Source organism: Paenibacillus sp. FSL R5-0341 (assembly GCF_037975235.1).
GTDB classification, from domain to species: Bacteria; Bacillota; Bacilli; order Paenibacillales; family Paenibacillaceae; genus Paenibacillus; species Paenibacillus amylolyticus_A.
The window spans coordinates 1,140,831-1,157,880 of record NZ_CP150241.1 but is presented as its reverse complement, the minus strand read 5'-3'; the positions used below and the strand labels follow the sequence as shown (position 1 = coordinate 1,157,880).

The 17,050-nt window shown below is 46.6% G+C and carries 16 protein-coding genes; 4 read left to right on the top strand and 12 right to left on the bottom strand.

Translation table 11 applies throughout. The features are described 5' to 3' along the window. Positions 1-164 precede the first annotated feature (164 nt). Genes MKX75_RS05125 through MKX75_RS05115 form a run of 3 tightly spaced genes read left to right on the top strand, consistent with a single transcriptional unit; the run spans position 165 to position 1,356 of the window. On the top strand, positions 165-482 hold the full coding sequence (locus MKX75_RS05125; protein WP_036673079.1) for a transposase: 318 nt from the start codon (positions 165-167) through the stop codon (positions 480-482). An 11-nt stretch (positions 483-493) separates the two neighbouring features. After that, positions 494-1,093, top strand: coding sequence for an IS3 family transposase (locus tag MKX75_RS05120; protein WP_339168702.1), 600 nt, complete (start codon positions 494-496; stop codon positions 1,091-1,093). Positions 1,094-1,113: 20 nt separating this feature from the next. Further along, on the top strand, positions 1,114-1,356 hold the full coding sequence (locus MKX75_RS05115; protein ID WP_083679636.1) for an integrase core domain-containing protein: 243 nt from the start codon (positions 1,114-1,116) through the stop codon (positions 1,354-1,356). 55 nt (positions 1,357-1,411) lie between these two features. Here the strand turns inward: MKX75_RS05115 and MKX75_RS05110 are convergent, their stop codons facing one another. The 5 genes from MKX75_RS05110 to MKX75_RS05090 form a co-directional block, all read right to left on the bottom strand. Then, on the bottom strand, positions 1,412-1,672 hold the full coding sequence (locus tag MKX75_RS05110; RefSeq protein ID WP_339168698.1) for a hypothetical protein: 261 nt from the start codon (positions 1,670-1,672) through the stop codon (positions 1,412-1,414). Positions 1,673-1,968: 296 nt separating this feature from the next. Continuing rightward, positions 1,969-2,775 carry a phosphonate ABC transporter, permease protein PhnE gene (gene phnE / locus MKX75_RS05105; RefSeq protein WP_139331943.1) on the bottom strand — a complete coding sequence of 269 codons (807 nt, stop codon included), beginning with the start codon at positions 2,773-2,775 and terminating at the stop codon, positions 1,969-1,971. Further along, the gene (gene phnE / locus MKX75_RS05100) at positions 2,772-3,623 is read right to left on the bottom strand and encodes a phosphonate ABC transporter, permease protein PhnE (protein ID WP_339168697.1); all 852 of its coding nucleotides are present in this window, start codon (positions 3,621-3,623) and stop codon (positions 2,772-2,774) included. The genes phnE (MKX75_RS05105) and phnE (MKX75_RS05100) overlap by 4 nt, the downstream gene beginning before the upstream one ends. Next, positions 3,620-4,417 (bottom strand): phosphonate ABC transporter ATP-binding protein, encoded by a 798-nt coding sequence (gene phnC, locus MKX75_RS05095; RefSeq protein ID WP_062837418.1) that lies wholly within the window; start codon positions 4,415-4,417, stop codon positions 3,620-3,622. The genes phnE (MKX75_RS05100) and phnC overlap by 4 nt, the downstream gene beginning before the upstream one ends. A gap of 176 nt (positions 4,418-4,593) precedes the next feature. Beyond that, positions 4,594-5,574, bottom strand: a complete 981-nt coding sequence (locus MKX75_RS05090) for a phosphate/phosphite/phosphonate ABC transporter substrate-binding protein (RefSeq protein ID WP_076332950.1) — start codon at positions 5,572-5,574, stop codon at positions 4,594-4,596. A 273-nt stretch (positions 5,575-5,847) separates the two neighbouring features. Between MKX75_RS05090 and MKX75_RS05085 the strand changes: the two genes are divergently transcribed. After that, the gene (locus MKX75_RS05085) at positions 5,848-7,452 is read left to right on the top strand and encodes a bifunctional UDP-sugar hydrolase/5'-nucleotidase (protein WP_339168696.1); all 1,605 of its coding nucleotides are present in this window, start codon (positions 5,848-5,850) and stop codon (positions 7,450-7,452) included. A gap of 101 nt (positions 7,453-7,553) precedes the next feature. Here MKX75_RS05085 and MKX75_RS05080 read toward each other — a convergent pair whose 3' ends face one another. From MKX75_RS05080 to MKX75_RS05050, 7 genes are all read right to left on the bottom strand, one after another. After that, the gene (locus MKX75_RS05080) at positions 7,554-7,889 is read right to left on the bottom strand and encodes a hypothetical protein (protein ID WP_076332952.1); all 336 of its coding nucleotides are present in this window, start codon (positions 7,887-7,889) and stop codon (positions 7,554-7,556) included. A 277-nt stretch (positions 7,890-8,166) separates the two neighbouring features. Continuing rightward, positions 8,167-10,005: an ABC transporter ATP-binding protein gene (locus MKX75_RS05075; RefSeq protein WP_076332953.1), complete on the bottom strand. Its 1,839-nt coding sequence runs from the start codon at positions 10,003-10,005 to the stop codon at positions 8,167-8,169. Continuing rightward, the gene (locus tag MKX75_RS05070) at positions 9,986-11,794 is read right to left on the bottom strand and encodes an ABC transporter ATP-binding protein (RefSeq protein WP_062837423.1); all 1,809 of its coding nucleotides are present in this window, start codon (positions 11,792-11,794) and stop codon (positions 9,986-9,988) included. The genes MKX75_RS05075 and MKX75_RS05070 overlap by 20 nt, the downstream gene beginning before the upstream one ends. A gap of 245 nt (positions 11,795-12,039) precedes the next feature. Next, positions 12,040-13,098, bottom strand: coding sequence for a CotH kinase family protein (locus MKX75_RS05065; protein ID WP_339168694.1), 1,059 nt, complete (start codon positions 13,096-13,098; stop codon positions 12,040-12,042). 1,357 nt (positions 13,099-14,455) lie between these two features. Next, a complete protein-coding gene (locus MKX75_RS05060; protein ID WP_339168692.1) occupies positions 14,456-15,022 on the bottom strand; it encodes a hypothetical protein in 567 nt (188 codons plus the stop codon). Between the two features lie 145 nt (positions 15,023-15,167). Further along, complete coding sequence (locus MKX75_RS05055; RefSeq protein WP_036606281.1) at positions 15,168-16,271, bottom strand: toxic anion resistance protein; 1,104 nt, start codon at positions 16,269-16,271, stop codon at positions 15,168-15,170. An 11-nt stretch (positions 16,272-16,282) separates the two neighbouring features. Next, on the bottom strand, positions 16,283-17,035 hold the full coding sequence (locus tag MKX75_RS05050; protein ID WP_339168690.1) for a hypothetical protein: 753 nt from the start codon (positions 17,033-17,035) through the stop codon (positions 16,283-16,285). Positions 17,036-17,050: the final 15 nt, after the last annotated feature.

Sequence of the window (17,050 nt, the reverse complement as noted above, 5' to 3'; positions counted from 1 at the left end):
CTACGATTCGTTAGAATTCCAGTGATACCTTCTTAGGCAAAATAGGGACTCTCAGGTTCGTTAGCCCAGCTCCTGCGAGTCCATAATGTATAAATTGGAGCTAGAATAAAAAGTGGACACCCGTTAACGGACGGACGGATAATAAGACTAACGGAGGTGTCCACATGGGAGAACAGCGGCAACGATATAACGAAGAATTCAAGAAACAAACGGTCAAATTCATCCAAGAGCAGACGAAGACACTTGGAGATTTGGCAGAAGAACTCAACATCCCAAAAAGTACGTTGCACCAATGGATGAGTAAGTACCGCGAACTAAAACATGAGCCTGTTGCCAGTGTAGATCGGGTGAAGGAACTGGAAGCAGAGCTTCAAGAGATGCGCCGGTTGCTTCAAGAGAAAGAGCACACGCTTGCGGATACACAAGAAGAACTGGCGATTGTAAAAAAAGCAGTGCACATCTTCAGCAAACCAAAGAGCTAAGATTTCAGTTTGTGGAAGATCATCGCTCCGAGTTTTCTTTGGAGAAGATGTGCAGAACCCTTCAAGTATCACGGAGCGGATATTACAAATGGCGAATGGACCGAACCAGCATGCGGCAGAACCACAAAGACGAGGTCATGAAGCGTATTCGCTATCATTTTTACGACCACCAGATGCGGTGTGGAAGCCCTAAAATTACGTATCTGCTCCATTTAGAAGGGCTGCGAATCTCTTCACGTACCGTCAGTATATACATGCGTCAAATGAATCTACGTTCTGTGGTCATGCCCAAATATCACGTTCAGACGACGGATTCCAAACACGACCATCCCCTTGCGCCAAATACGCTGAATCAGCAATTTAAAACGTCTAAACCGAATACGGTATGGGTTACTGACATCACCTACATTCCTTGCCGAGGAGGTCGTCTATACCTCGCCAGCGTCCTGGATTTGTGCACACGTGAAATTGTAGGCTGGCGTCTATATAACCATATGGAAACCCGTTTGGTGATGGGTGCATTGGAGGATGCTTACAAGGCCAAACGTCCCGCTCCGGGATACTCCATCACTCGGATCGCGGCTCTCAGTACACGTCAAAAGAATACGTAGAGCAACTAAAATCATACGGAATGGAATCAAGCATGAGCCGCCGAGGAAACTGTTATGATAACGCCTGTATTGAGTCATGGCACAGTATTTTAAAGAAGGAACTCATCTACTGTAACCCTCGTTTTAAGACGCCGGAAGAGGCCTATACCGCCATCTACCAGTACATTGAGTTCTATTACAACCGCAAGCGAATGCATGGCGCGCTAGGATATCTTTCCCCTGCTCGTTTTGCGATGAAATTTACGGACAAATCCGCAGCGTAGTGTCTACTTTTTTGACATAGGTCCAAATACCTTAATGACGATATAGAACCCTGGTTTATTTCAAACGTTCTGGCTCATATCCATTTCTAACAAATAGAATACTGTTCCATACAGCAGAATAAGCAGCCACGGCGATGACACTAATGACAAAAATCAAGTTCATCTGTGTAAACGCATAACTGCTTCCCGTGAAAATGATCAGGAGTGCACTGAGTCCAATATTTTCTCTGTTATTTTTTTTAAACTTCTGAAAGATCATTCTGTACAGTAATAGGAGTACCATAAGCACAATCCATATAAAATAAAATATTTCCATAGGTCACCCTCCTTTAAAGCTCACTTCTTTTATCGGTATCTACAAGAACTATTGATTAATATCCTTAATTCCCTTTATATAGAAACCTATTAATCTTACATTTATTTGGAAAATAATTCAATCATCTTTATATATATTCTTTAAACACTCTTATACCTCAACGGTTAGAAGAGTAATAAGAACACTCCATTGTTTATTTGCAGACACAAAAAAGACTATCCCTGCCAATACTCTGGCACCGAATAGTCCTCTCTTCTTACTCTATCATCTAATATATTCGTAGCGCCACATTAACTCTACACCAGCTTCTTACGAATATAACCCGAGATCAAATCGATAATCGTGATCATCACGATAATACCCAGCAGAATTATACCTACTCGCGGCCAGTTCCGTGTGCTAAGTGCAAAGATCAGCGGTGTACCAATCCCCCCTGCTCCGATTACACCCAGTATGGTCGCGGAACGTACATTAATCTCGAAACGATACAACGTATAGTTTAGGAAGCCAGGCATAACCTGCGGCAGGATCGCGAACCACAATTGCTGCATGCGATTGGCTCCGGAAGCAAGCAGCGCCTCAGATGGGCCATAGTCTATATTTTCCACTTCATCTGCGTACAATTTGCCTAACATGCCAATGGAGTGCAATCCAAGGGCAAGTACCCCTGCGAACGATCCGGGACCTACTGCTTTGATGAACATCAAAGCCATAATAATCTCAGGGAACGTACGGATGAAGCTGAGTACCATTTTACCTGCACCCGAGATGGAACGATGCCCACTCATATTACGAGCAGACCAGAATGCAAACGGGATACAGAGCACTGCCGAGATTACGGTACCCAGCACGGAGATCGCCAACGTGTCCAGGAGACCCCGCAGCAGGTCTTCTCCCTCAGGCAGATATACAAAATCCCAATCCGGTGAGAAAATCCCGGCTACAATGGCCTTCATAATCTGAGCGGCAGTTTCCTTGAAACCAGTAAACGGTACACCGGCAAGTGCCCAAGCATACACAAGGATCAGCAGTAATACAATAACCCAGCGTAGCGGGTTTTTCCGTGGTTTTGGCCGGATGCGGCTTGTTTCATTTTTCATCATAGCAATTTCTCCCGCAGCTTAGTACTTACATAATCAATGATCAGAACGATGACGAGGGTAAACAGAATGATTACGCTGGTCTTGTCATACTCCAGGAACCCAAGTGTTGCCTCATAGTAAAGCCCAATCCCTCCGGCTCCCACCAATCCCAGAATGGCAGCAGCACGTATATTAATTTCGAAGGCATACAGCACATAAGATGTGAACTGGGCAGCCAGTTGCGGCACCACGCCATATACAATGAGCTGAATCCGGTTCATACCAACAGCTGTCATCGCTTCCAGCGGCCCCTGATCAATCGTTTCGAGCGTCTCATACGTTAGCTTCGCGATCAGACCTACGGAGAACACAGCCAGTGCCAAGATTCCGGGAATAGGTCCCAGACCAAACACAGCGACGAACAAAGCAGCAAGTAGCAAATCCGGTACGGTCCGAATCAGGTTGAGCAGAAAACGTGCCGGATAGTAGATCCAGCGACTCGGCATCAGGTTACCTGCACAGATGATCGAGACCGGAATCGCAATAATGGCACCAATAGTTGTCCCAATCAGAGCCATCCGGATCGTCTCCAGCATGCCTTGAACGATGTTATCAAAGTAACTCCAGCGTGGTGGGAACATATCCTTTAACAATTTCCACATTTCAGGGAACCCCTGAATTAACTCTGTGAAGCCGGCATCGGTCTGTTTCGCACTGGCCCACAATAAAAGCAGAACGATGATCAGGGTGAGTAGATGTTTCGTACGCCCAGGCGGCTTGGGACGATTCACAACCTGTGCAGGGCTGGAACCAGGTTCCTTCCCCACTCCGCCTGAATTCTGAAGTGGAACGTTGGACTGCCCCTTCATACCACAACTTCTCCCTGCTCGTGCACAGCCTGCTTGTCCAGCAATTCGTCAGCCAGAATGGGTCTGCCATATATTTCAGCAAAGCGCTCATCCGTTGCCTCTTCCACCGGACCGTCGAATACGACCTCACCTGCTCGCAATCCAACAATACGGGTCGCATACTCTCTCGCCAGATCAATAAAGTGAAGATTGACAATGGTGGTAATCCCAAGGTCTTGATTGATGCGTTTTAGGTCATCCATGACTTGCTTCGTTGTAAGCGGGTCGAGTGAAGCAACCGGTTCGTCGGCCAGAATGATTTTCGCTTCCTGTGCAAGTACACGAGCAATAGCGACACGCTGTTGTTGTCCACCAGACAACTGATCTGCACGGGAGTAAGCTTTCTCTGAGATATTCACCCGATCCAGCGCAGTGAATGCCAGCTCAATATCCTCTTTTGGAAAACGTCCGAGAATGGTACGCATGGTGGAATGGTATCCAACACGCCCAGCGAGTACGTTCCGTAGTACACTGGATCGTTTCACCAGATTGAAACTCTGGAAAATCATGCCGATGTCGCGTCTGATCATGCGTAATCGTTTGCCTTGTGCCTTCGTAATGGAGCTTCCATTAATCAGAATCTCACCTTCACTAATGTCGTGCAGACGGTTAATGGAGCGCAGGAGGGTTGATTTACCCGCACCGGACAGGCCGACTACAGCAATGAATTCACCCTGCTCAAATTTCAAATTAATATTATCCAGGCCCTTGGTGCCGTTAGCGTAAGTTTTAGTAACGTTATGAAGCTCAATCATGGCATTAATCCTTCTTTCATTCATAATGATCATGCATACATTAGTCCTTGCTATAATGGCACAAGCCAGCGCAGCGTAGATCACGCTGAACTGGCCTGTCCATTGCTACGATTAAGCTGTTCCCATCCAAGAGAGCTACTACAAAGTGAACAGATCCCGAATTACTTTTGGATCAATTACTCACCTTTCACTTTCTCGCCATACTGACGAACGATCTCGAACTTGCTATCATCGGACTCTACATAACCTTCATGCGTATAGATTTCTTTAATGATCTGGTGACCTTCAGTATCTTTACCGATATCGATGAAGGCTTGTTTGATCTTCGCAGTCCAATCTGCATTCATGTCTGTACGAACGGCAATGGTATCGTTAGGAATAGGCTCAGTGAACGCCAGTACACGTGTATCTTCAAATACAGTCGGATAGTCTTTAGCTACCGTGTTGCGGGCATCTTGGAAAATAGCTGCTGCATCAACGTCACCGTTCAATACAGCGATAACACCTTGGTCATGACCTTTCAACGTTACAGGTGATACATCTTTCAATGGGTCAATGCCTCTGTCGAGCAACAGACCTGCCGGCCATACATAACCTGCGGAAGACGTTACGTTTTGGTAAGCGACTTTTTTACCTTTAAGCTCTTCGATGGATTGAATCGGCGAATCTTTTTTCACAATGAACATGGATTTATAAGAATCCGCCAACTCTTCGGTTGGAGCACCTGTCTCATCATTTACACCAAAACGTTGTGCTTGCAAAATAACTTGTGCAGCGCCTTTTTCTTTAGCCAGTACATAAGCTGTCGGAGGCAAGAAACCTACGTCTACTTTGTTGGAAGCCATTGCTTCAATAATTGTGTTGTAGTCAGTGGATACGCTGACTTTGACCGGAATGCCCAGTTTGTCACCAAGCAACTTCTCGAGCGGTTTCGCTTTGGCTTCAAGTGTGTCTGCATTCTGGGAAGGAACGAATTGAACCGTCAGTTCAGTTGGTACATAACCTTCGACAGGTTTCTCTGTCTCTGCCGTAGACGTACCGGATGCATTCGAACTCGCATTATCTCCGTTAGCCGAACCAGTTGTACTACTAGACCCACAAGCACTCAGAAACATAACCAAAATCAACAATGGTAAAAATAAAGCAGACTTCTTCAAACGAACACCCTCCAAAGAGTTTCTATTTTTCAGTACTTGTCTACTATAATTGCCAAATATTAGCGCGATGTGAAACGAAATTTGGAGTTTTGTAAAGTTTCCTGTCAGGCTGTCAGCAGGTCTTGTATCTGTTAGAATAGGCTCATTATGGTTGAAGATATAAGAAGAACATCGGAGATAACGGCGTATACTTCGGTTCTTCAAGCTATTCAGTCTTCTCCGTTTTATGGTAATTCCATAGTTCTGAACTTATATATTAGAGGAGATTGTAAAATGACATCCATAAACCATACGGCAAGCTTCGACATCCTATTCACCAGTGATCTGCACGGGGCCATCCGTCCCATTCACTACAACACCAATGCATACCGCCCGGCTGGATTTGCCCTGCTCGCTTCCCTGATTCGTAAGGAACGGGAACGCTCACCTGAATTGATGCTGGTGGATAATGGGGATCTGCTGCAAGGATCACCCTTGGCCTCATATGCTGCTTCACAGATTTCCACAAACGAAGTGCATCCTTTCATTACAGTACTTAATGAACTGGGTTATGATGCAGCGGTGATGGGCAATCACGAATTCAACTATGGTCAGACCTTATTACGCGGAGCCGTTGAGGCTTCCAACTTCCCTTGGCTGTCTGCCAATATTGTAAAAGATGAGCATCCGGACGTACCTGCTTACGGTCCTCCGTATCTAATTAAAACCTTGTCTTCTGGCGTCAAAGTAGCCCTAATGGGCGCAACCACGCATTACATACCGAACTGGGAGCACCCGAAGAATATTGAGGGTTTACAGTTCCTTGATGCCTTAGAGACCATCCGTACGTGGGTTAGCTATATACGCGAGCATGAACAACCAGATGTAATGGTTGTGAGTTATCATGGCGGATTTGAGAGTGATCTGGAGACAGGAGAGCCTACCGAACGGTTAACTGGAGAAAATCAAGGCTATGCCATCTGCCGGGACATCGAAGGCATTGATGTGCTGCTTACCGGACATCAACATCGACAGCTTACCGCTAATATTCATGGCGTAACCGTCATTCAGCCAGGATTCAGTGGCAATGGTGCCGGGCATGTATCCGTTCAGTTGGAACAATCATCGGGCGGGAAGTGGCAGATTACAGATAAGAAGGCTCGGTTGTTACTTCTGGATGAACATAGTGAAGTCAAGCCAGATGCTACGGTCTTGAAACTTACGGATGAGGTAGAAATTGAGGCCCAAGCATGGCTTGATCACCCCATTGGCGAGGTGGCCGGGGATCTGTCCATCACCAATGCTACGTCCCTGCGGCTCAAGGCACATCCGTTCATTGCTTTTGTACATCAAGTGCAGATGGAAGCGACCGGGGCTGAGCTGTCCAATACCGCCATGCTGAGTGAAGAAGCTTGTGGATTCGGGCGCCATATCACCGTTCGGGACGTGTTATCTAACTTCATCTATCCCAACACGCTGACGGTGCTGGAGTTGAGTGGTCAGGATATCCGGGAGGCACTGGAACAAACGGCACGTTACTTTGAAGTGAATGCTTCTGGTGAGGTGGCAGTCAATCCGGCTTATATGGAGCCCAAACCCCAACATTATAATTACGATATGTGGGCTGGCATGGAATACGAGCTGGATATCTCCCAACCTGTAGGCAGTCGAGTTGTGAAGTTGGAACATGAAGGCAAGCCAATGGAAATGAATGGCATGTACTCTGTGGTGATGAACAGCTACCGCGCTGCTGGCGGCGGGGATTATGCGATGTATCCAGGTAAAAAGGTACTGCACGAAGGTGCCACGGATATGGCCGCACTGGTGGAGGATTACATCCGCAGACATCAACCGTTAACGGTTGAACAGGCGGATAACTGGAAAGTCATTGGAAGTTAAATAAGAAAGAGCAGGTCCTGTGATCAGGATCTGCTCTTTTTTTCCAACCTATAACTTCTTATAGAAACGCTTGCTTGTTCTTAATAAATTATCCCGTCCCGTTATACGATATAATGAAGAATTAACTGATATAACGCTATGGAAAATCCTAAGATACTCGCTTTCATTTTAGATGGATGATTTCTTTCGCTGCGAATCAAATAAAAGAAAATCACAATAAACCCTGCAGGGATCCATAGCTCAAAGATACCATCTTTTGTACTCTGAGAATAAATTGGAGTAATGAACGTACTAATCAAAAAGTAAAAGAAAACCGTAAAACGTCTTGTTTCTAACTGCTTGCTCCACCTTACTAGAATGAAAATAATAATAATTGCGATTATCGTAATGTGTACAGGGGGTAGAAGAATAGAAACATTCCCAAATTTGAATTCCATTCCGCATTGCCCTCCTCTCTTATAACGCATAACTTGCCTGACTACAGGCCTACGTGTATAAATTCATTCCCATGCTTCAAAACCGCTGGCAACCTTCCAAAAAACGGACCTATCCCATTATATCCATATTTTAACACATATTCAAAGTTTCATTTCCCATGTTTCTTCAATAAGCTATGCAAAAAGAGCAGAAGTGAGGGCATTACGCCCTCATCCCTGCTCTTTTTCATAACAATAAGCTTTCTAATACATGTCACTTATTATCCAAAATGACTGACTACTGCGCTTTCTTACGCAACTGACTGTAATACAGCTCGCTGTAGAAACCACCTTGTTCCAACAACGCATCATGCGAGCCTTGCTCCAACAGATGACCATCCTTCAGTACCAAAATCCGATCAGCCTGGCGAATCGTGTTGAGCCTGTGGGCAATGACAAAGCTCGTTCGTCCCTGCATCAGACGTTGTAGCCCTTCCTGGATTTTGATCTCTGTGACGGTATCAATACTACTGGTCGCCTCGTCCAGTACGAGTATGGATGGGTCGGCCAGAATTGCCCGGGCAATGGCGAGCAGCTGCTTCTGTCCCTGACTAATGCCACTTCCGTCGGCTTGCAGCACTTTGTCATACCCATCCTTCATGCGCACGATGAAGGAATGGGCATTCGCCAGCCGTGAGGCTGCTTCCACCTCTTCATCCGTCGCGTCCAGACGGCCAAACCGAATATTTTCCCGGATCGTACCCTGAAACAGAAATGAATCCTGAAGCACAAATGCCATATGGGACCGCAGATTCTCACGCCGAATGGTGGTCATATCGCGCCCATCTACGGTTAATGTGCCACCCGTTGGATCATAGAAACGGGATAACAACTGAATCAATGTCGTTTTCCCCGCTCCGGTCGGCCCTACAAGAGCAATCATCTCACCCGGTTTGGCTTCAAAGCTGATGTCATGCAAAATGTTACGTCCTTCATCGTATCCAAAGGATACTTTGTCGAAACGAACCGCTCCCTCCACCTTTTCCAGAGATATTGCCGCCCCTTCATCCTTTGCTTCCTCATCTTCGTCCAGCACCTCGAATACACGCTCAGCACCGGCAATCGCGGACAATAGCGTATTCCACTGGTTCGCCAGATCATTGAGGGGACGAGTGAATTGGCGAGCATATTCCACAAAGATTATAATCACCCCGACCGTAACCGAACCCTGAATCGCCAGAATACCACCGATGCCCGCTACAATCGCAAAGCTCAGGTTATTCAATCCATTCATCAGTTTCGGGATAAAACCAGAGATCGTCTGAGCCCAGAAACCGGAAATCCGGATGCGGGTATTGCGTTCCTCAAACCCACGAATCACCCGCTCCTCTTGGGAGAATGCCTTAATGATCCGCTGCCCGGATAATGTCTCCTCGATATAACCGTTAAGTTCACCGAGGTTGCGTTGTCGCTCCTTGAAGAGCGGTCCGGTTCTGCGCGTAATCCAACGCATGCCGATGGCCATCAAAGGCACGACGATAAAGGTAAGCAGGGTCAGCAGTGGGCTGAGCCACAGCATAACGCCAAATGTCCCGAGCAGTGTTAACACACTCGAAAAAATCTGGATCGCCGAGCTGTTCAGCGTACCACTAACATTTTCGATATCATTGGTCACCCGACTCATAATCTCACCCTGCTGGCGTTTACCGAAGAATGGAATCGGCAATTTGTGCAGATGGGAGAATAGATCATACCGCATGCGGTACACCGTTTCCTGTGCAATTTCAATCATCCATATGTTCTGGAGCCAGGATGTGAGCGAGAATAAGACATAAACTACCGTTAATCCAATCAGAAACCGGGTCCAGCTTGAGCCGGCTTCACCCGCGATGAAATCATCTACGGCCACCCCCACCATATAGGGGCCAAGCAAAGCGAGTGCGGAGCTGGCAAATACCATCAAAAGCACCATGGACAGCTTGACCTTACGTCTTGCCAGATAGGTCCAGATTCGACCTAATGTACCTGACCAGTTCTTCGCTCGTGCCTTGGGTTTGCGGCCACCACCTGACCGTAGCGTCTCAGGATCAATTGGCGGCGGTGGCTGACGGAAAGGCTCAATGAATGCTTTGAACATGCTGTGCGCCCTCCCCGTATTGTGATTCATGAATTCGACGATACAGCTCTGACGATTCCATCAGGTCTTCATGTTTTCCCTGTCCAATGAGTTGTCCATCATCGAGTAGCAGAATCAGGTCCGCCGAAGTGGTCGAACTGATCTTCTGAGTGATGATAAACGTGGTACACGACAATTCTTCCAGTGCATCCAGCAGTCTGCCTTCTGTAGCCACATCCAGTGCACTCGTGCTATCGTCCAAAATCAGAATTCTCGGCCTACGTACCAGTGCTCGTGCAATAGAAAGTCGCTGCTTCTGTCCACCTGAGAGATTAACTCCCCGTTGACCCAGCAATGTATCATAACCGTTTGGTAAATTCTCAATCGTTTCATGGATCTGGGCGCGCTTCGCCGCTTCCACGATCTCATCTAAGGTAGCATCTTCCCGACCCCAGGCAATATTCTCCCGCACGGAACCGGTAAACAGGATGACCTCTTGCGGCACATAACCAATCGCACCACGCAGCATGGACAGATCCAGCTCTGCTGCATCGGTACCATCAATCCGTACCTTTCCTTGATCCTCTGTGTATAAGCGTGGAATGAGCTGCACCAATGAAGACTTGCCTGAGCCTGTTGCTCCCATAATGGCAATGCGCTCCCCTGCTTTTGCAGTGAATGTGATGTTATCCAGTACTGTAATTTCACTATTCGGATAACTGAAGCCTACACTGCGGAATTCAACCGCTCCCTGTACCGTGCGCTGTTTCTTCGCTGAATATGAAGATTGCGGAAAATGTGAAGATTTCATAGATCCAGCAGATGGTGCAGACGCTGATAATGCCTTTGTCTGTTCAGTCTCCGACGTGTCCTCCGTATTGAATACTTCATTCAGCCGTTGCGCCGAAGCACTTGCTCTGGAGAAGGTTACCAGAATCCACGACAATGCAGACATGGCACCAATCGTGCGAAGCAGGTAGTTAATCACGGCGACCACTTCACCCACGGTCGCATTACCAGAGGCGATGTCTACTCGCCCAAACCACAGCACGGCGATGATACAACCGTTCATCATGAGCAGCATGAACGGCATCGTGGTCTCCGTCAGACGTAGCGCGGAGATCGTGCCTTTCATCAGCTTGCCGCTGAATCCGGCAAAGCGTTCAATCTCATGGCCCATCCGTACGAAGACACGGATCAGCCGGATGCCTGTGAGATTCTCCTGGATGACTCCGTTGACGGCATCCAGTCTGCGCTGCACATTGCGGAACAGCAGCGCTGCCTTTTTGATCATCCACACCACAACGACGAGCAGTACAGGCACCATGACAACCAACAGCAGACCCAATCTTGGATTTACGATTACTGCCATAATCATGCTACCAATGACCACCAGCGGTACACGTGTCATGAAGCGCAGACTCATGAAGACCGTATCCTGAACCTGGGTCACATCCCCCGTTAATCTCGTAATCAGGGACGATGTCGCGAACCGGTTGAAGACCGCATAAGAGAACGTTTGCACTTTCTCATACAGCTTCTCCCGCAGATCGTATCCGAACCCCAAACTTGCATGGGATGCAAAGAACGAACTCGCAATTCCGGCAGCAAAAGCTACAACAGCACTGCCTACGAGCACACCGCCCCATAACCAAACGACAGATAAGTCTCCCTGCTGAATCCCGTTATCGATGATCTTGGAGATCAGATAAGGCTGCGCCAGCTCCACGGCGAGCTCGATTAACATCATGACCAAGGCTGCAATCGCGGCAACTCGGTACTTCTTCAAGTAGAACAACAGCTTGATCATAAGCATTCCTCCGGCTCGGAGCACCCTAAACCGATAGCACGTTCCAGCTCAGAGCCTCCATTAGACATGTTGTTTTCTCCACTGCGTCCAATATGTAATGATTTCTATGTACACATATGGTTATTATAGCGTATTTTACAATCCCGCTTCTATTCTTATTACCCTACTTTTCCCAATACAATAAACTTCTCATCATTTTGGCCGTAAAAAAAGGAAGGTCTCCCTTCCCCGCGCTAGTTAAGTGCTTACAGCTGATGTAATCTCTCGGTCAAATATTCCCGCCGTTCCGCCACGTAGGTACGAATTCGCTCCGGTTCACCCGCAAATACATTCAGGGGCCATTTCATGTAAGGATCTTGATCGACCTCTTCACGAATGTCATTGTGCAATCGATGGACTATAGGCATAATTCGCTTCTCTGTAAAAGCATTCATCAGATGCTGCCGTAGCAGCTTCTTATATTGCTCACGAAAATGTCGGAAGGCCAACATTTTACCCGTAAGTTTATTGTACCCCTGGATACGAACAAGGCTGGCATCCACCTTCGCCCCGTAACAATTTCTTCCCCAGGTTCCTTCATAATCCCATGGCAGAATACCGTACTTTTTGGTTTTTGTTTTCTCATACCACGTGTAATTCTGATCAAATCCATCAAAGTTGCCCGTAAGTACAGCCCCGCATAACCAGCGTAAATAGTTGTCCGTATCAATCCTCGACTGTAAAAAACGAAACAATTCCAGTCTGGACTTCGTGTTCAATTGTTGAATAAAGATCCGCAGCCGGGTTTTATCCACATCCTTGCCGCGGATTAGACTGTATCCTGACAATAGGTTCGCGCTAGTGCTCGTTGATGATGAGTTCGAATTAATTGTAAACCCGGCATGATCATTGATCGCATAAAAGATACTGCGCACAGGAATTTTCCTTTGGCGAAAAAAAAAGGATTTCACCCCTTCGATCCGCAGGTATACACCCAACAGCTCCCCATTAAGGTAGAGCACGCAGTGCCGAGTCGCAGGGGCCGGTACACGGATAGACTCGAAGAAACGAAAAGACAGCGCATTGCGAAGCAGCGAGGGGTCATCATACTCCGCATTAAAATGATACGTTCGGCTGGACGTACGAATCTCAAATGACTTTTTGGGATAACCGCGTGTATGCCCTCCTCGATAACGAATCCGGATCGGGATCTGTTTGCCGTCCATCTGTATGGAACCTTTAACCAGTTGTTCAGACCATATATTAGATGTTAATTGTTGATACTCCTGCGCAGGCACAGCAATCCGGTAGACAGGTAAACCCATGTTCATCCGCCTTTCATGACCTGTAATATGGGTCCGTTAAGTACTACCTGCATCCTATGCAGGAGCACAGCAGATCGAACGGGCATATGCACAGGATCATGCAAGCAAATGCGAATGTAGTGTACTCGAATACGAAAAAGATAAAGAATCTATCAGCTATAAATATACAAAACTTTTTATAGATGATAGCCAATTTGATATACAAATGGTTTGTTGGCTAGTCCCTCCAACGCGCATGCCACATATGATTAAACTACAGACAAACTTGAATGCAGATTGAGAGATTACAACGCATCCGTCATTTTAGTTGATCTGAACTCATGTTCTGGAAGGGGTAAATACAATGTCTATGAATGGTCAGGGAATACGAGGTCTGCTCGGAAGAGAAGTCAAAGTCAATCGGGGTGCGGAAGCAGTTCAAGGCAAATTGATAGATGTTCGTGGTGATTATATGGCCGTTAGCTGTAAAAAAGGATGCGTATATGTAAATGGATTAAATGTCAAAAGCATCACCGACACAGGTCGCTCCAGTGGCAGCTCAACTCCAATGAACAATCCTATTCCTTCTAATTCCTTTTTGGAAGTCTTACAGGCACTGCGTTTCAGACGTGTACTGATTAATGAAGGTAGTCGGGATGAGGTGGAAGGAATCCTCGCAGAGGCTAACCAAAACCAGTTAATTATCACAACAGATCGCCAGGAAGTGGTTCGAATTCCAACATATCACGTCAAATCGATATGCATCGTTCGTGGCGGCAATAAATCTAGCGGAAACAAATCCTGCGGAAAACCATCTCACCCTAACAAATCGACTGGACAAAAGTGTTGCGAGAAGCATCCTCACAAATCGACTGGGCACAAATGCTGCGAGAAGCATCCTCACAAATCTACCGGGCAAAAATGTTGCGAGAAACATCCTCACAAATCTACCGGACACAAATGCTGCGAGAAACACGCTCACAAATCTACCGGACACAAATGTTGCGAGAAGCACCCTCACAAATCTACCGGACAAAAGTGCTGCGAGAAGCATCCTCACAAATCTACCGGACACAAATGCTGCGAGAAACACCCTCATAAATCTACTGGACAAAAGTGCTGTGAGAAGCACCCTCATAAATCTACTGGGTATATCTCGGGTCGGAGAAAATAAGCCATGCCTGCAATGCTTGTGATCTGCCAGTGTAAAGGGAGAATAATGATGGTGGCCCTAGGCTCCGCCAGAACTTCTCCCTCTGGGAGATCCCTGTAAAATAACATATGAAGATCGCCCTCCATATGACACATGCAAATCATGAGTATCTGCCTAACTTCACAGAAATATAGTTATCTGTTTACATACCAAGCGAGATGTTCACTACCATCTTCTGCGTCCACGATCATCTCGATTGTGATCATTCAACTCACCAAGACGATCGTATGTCTCTTTATATATCCGAATCACGGCTTGAACTTTGATAAAATCGGCATCTTCCGGTCCAAGTCCCTCCATAAACATTCTCTGAATGATCTGTTGGAAAAACTGCACTCTGGCCTCAATCTGTTCTTGCTCAAGCTGCAATACTTCTTCGAAACTGTGGTTCCCTATGTAATCCATCAACTCATCATCATGACTGGAATAATCTGTGTTTCTTCGATCTGCTACCCATTCATCCGGCTCGTCGGACTGGAGATTAACACTCGTACGCAGCTGGGATAAGATGATTTTCTCTTTGGCTAACATGACATGAAAATCTTTGTTACGAAGCAGTTCAGACACAATCAGACTGCACATTTCACGATTTTGGATCAGTATGCCGTCAAATGGATGCAGTGTCCACTCCCCGTTTGCAAAATACAGGTTAAAGTTAAAGAACTCACTGCCATATTTGTATTGAATATTAATCTTGGTCTCATCAATAATCTCGAATGAGAAGTCCAGCATGTTCAGCAAGCTCCTTCGCACAACCCCAGATTTTAACTTCATTCTATCAAACAAATGAAACAAAGAGACGCACTCAGCGTCCCTCGTAGAAAATAAAATCATGTAGTGATGTCATACCATTTGCAGCGAGTCCCTACTCTATTACCTAATCCAGGAAAGATCCTAATGCACTGGAATCCGGTTTGTTTTTCTCCGGAATGGCAGCAGCCTTCGGCCCTTCCAGACCCAGTCGATCGCTCATTTTGGCGTTAAGAGTTGTCATCTTGTTGGTATAGTCATTACAGCTCTCGATGATCCGGCGATTAGACTGCTCGGACAGATCCAGCGCAGACATCAGATCACCCATCGCCTGATTGACTGCTTCAAGGGACATAGCAGGTTTGGACAACAGCTCATTCGTTTTCTCTGTCGTTGTCTTCAACAATCTGGCGTTCTCCTTGAATTGATCTTCGATTGTCTTATTCGTAGCTTCCACAGCAGAAATGACCTTCTCCTGATCATTAAGTGCCATCGCAATCATAGCCGAAACGGTGATCAGATTCGCTGTTTTATCAATGGCATTATTAACGGAATCAATCAGCTTGTCATTGTTATCATTAATGATGTCGGTAGCTGCGATTGCCTGATTGTAAAGCATGATCATCTCTGTCATGGATTGGGTACGTGTTACCACTTTGCGCAACCCACGCTCCAGATGTGCTTTGCGATTCTCGTTCTCAGGCTTGGCGATCTCGGTTTCAAACAATGCTTTCAATTGATTACCAAAAGAAATTTTGGTCTGCAGATTGTAGATCTCCTGAATGGAAGAACGTTTCAATTGGCGCATATTCACGATGCTTTCTTCCAGGTTGTCCTTGCCGTCCCGCAACCCGTTAATGATGGCATCAATGTTCGTGCGAACGGATTGATAACGGTACACGTAGTTTTTCAGTGGGCTTTTACGTAATAACTTTCCGACAAAACTCACATTTTTACTCTGTTGCAAACTTTCACATTCATCACGGAGCTTCAGGATCATGTTCGATACCTCGGCCCGGTTCCCCGACATCAGTTCATTGACTGGACGATCAAGCAGCTTGAGGGTCTGTCCTGCTCTCTCTTGTGTTTTCACGCCCAACTTGCCGATATCATCCATTAAGGTATCCAGGTGAGCCGGATCACTTTGGGACACTTTCTGAATAAGCTGCGTTGCTTCCTGGTTAATCCGTTGCTCATCTTCCTGCTTCAACTGAGCCCATTCCGTTGCCATGCCAATCCCTCCTATAATTCAGAGCTATTATACCGTTGATGTATTAGTTCCGCTTTGTTCTGAAGCTCCATTAAGTCTTTATGTTCAATCGTTGATACAATATCCGATATCTTGGAATCCACGTCTCTAAGACCATTCAGAAGCATACGCCGATTATTGCGTTTGGCTTCTCCACTTAAACGTAGAAATGGATTAATAAAACCGTTCAGGTCTTTCAAAATCAGTCTGCGTACCGTATGGTTGATATCCCCGTTATTTAGCTCCTGAAGGGAAGGGATCACACGCTGCAAACGGGCAAACAAAGCCAGTGATTTCTCCACGATCTCATTATCCAGCTCGTTCTTCTGACCTTCGGAGATAATCATGTCCTCCAGAACTTCCAGATATTCAATCACCGGATCAAATACAGGATCTGGTTCGTTCCGTGGAGGCTTCGCTTGTTCTGTGCCCGCATGTTGTGCGGAAGTGGAACTCGAATGAGGCTGTGCCGGAGAAGCTTCTATCGCCCCTGTTGGCACTGCGCTCGGTGCTTGTCCCCCGTTCAAGCGGGATGGTTCATTGCCGATATCTGTTATGGGTACAGGGGCTGATGACGAACCCTCGACCTGTGTACGTGGCGTGGAACGTGAAGGAATCAGTCCCCCGACCACAGTTGCCAGTGCCGGAATCGCCCACGTGATCACATCCGGTAGAAAGGGACTCGAGATTGCCGCGAGACCATAACCGACCAGTGCGCCTATACCTATCTTCGTTTTCCGTAACATTACTTGTCCTCCTGC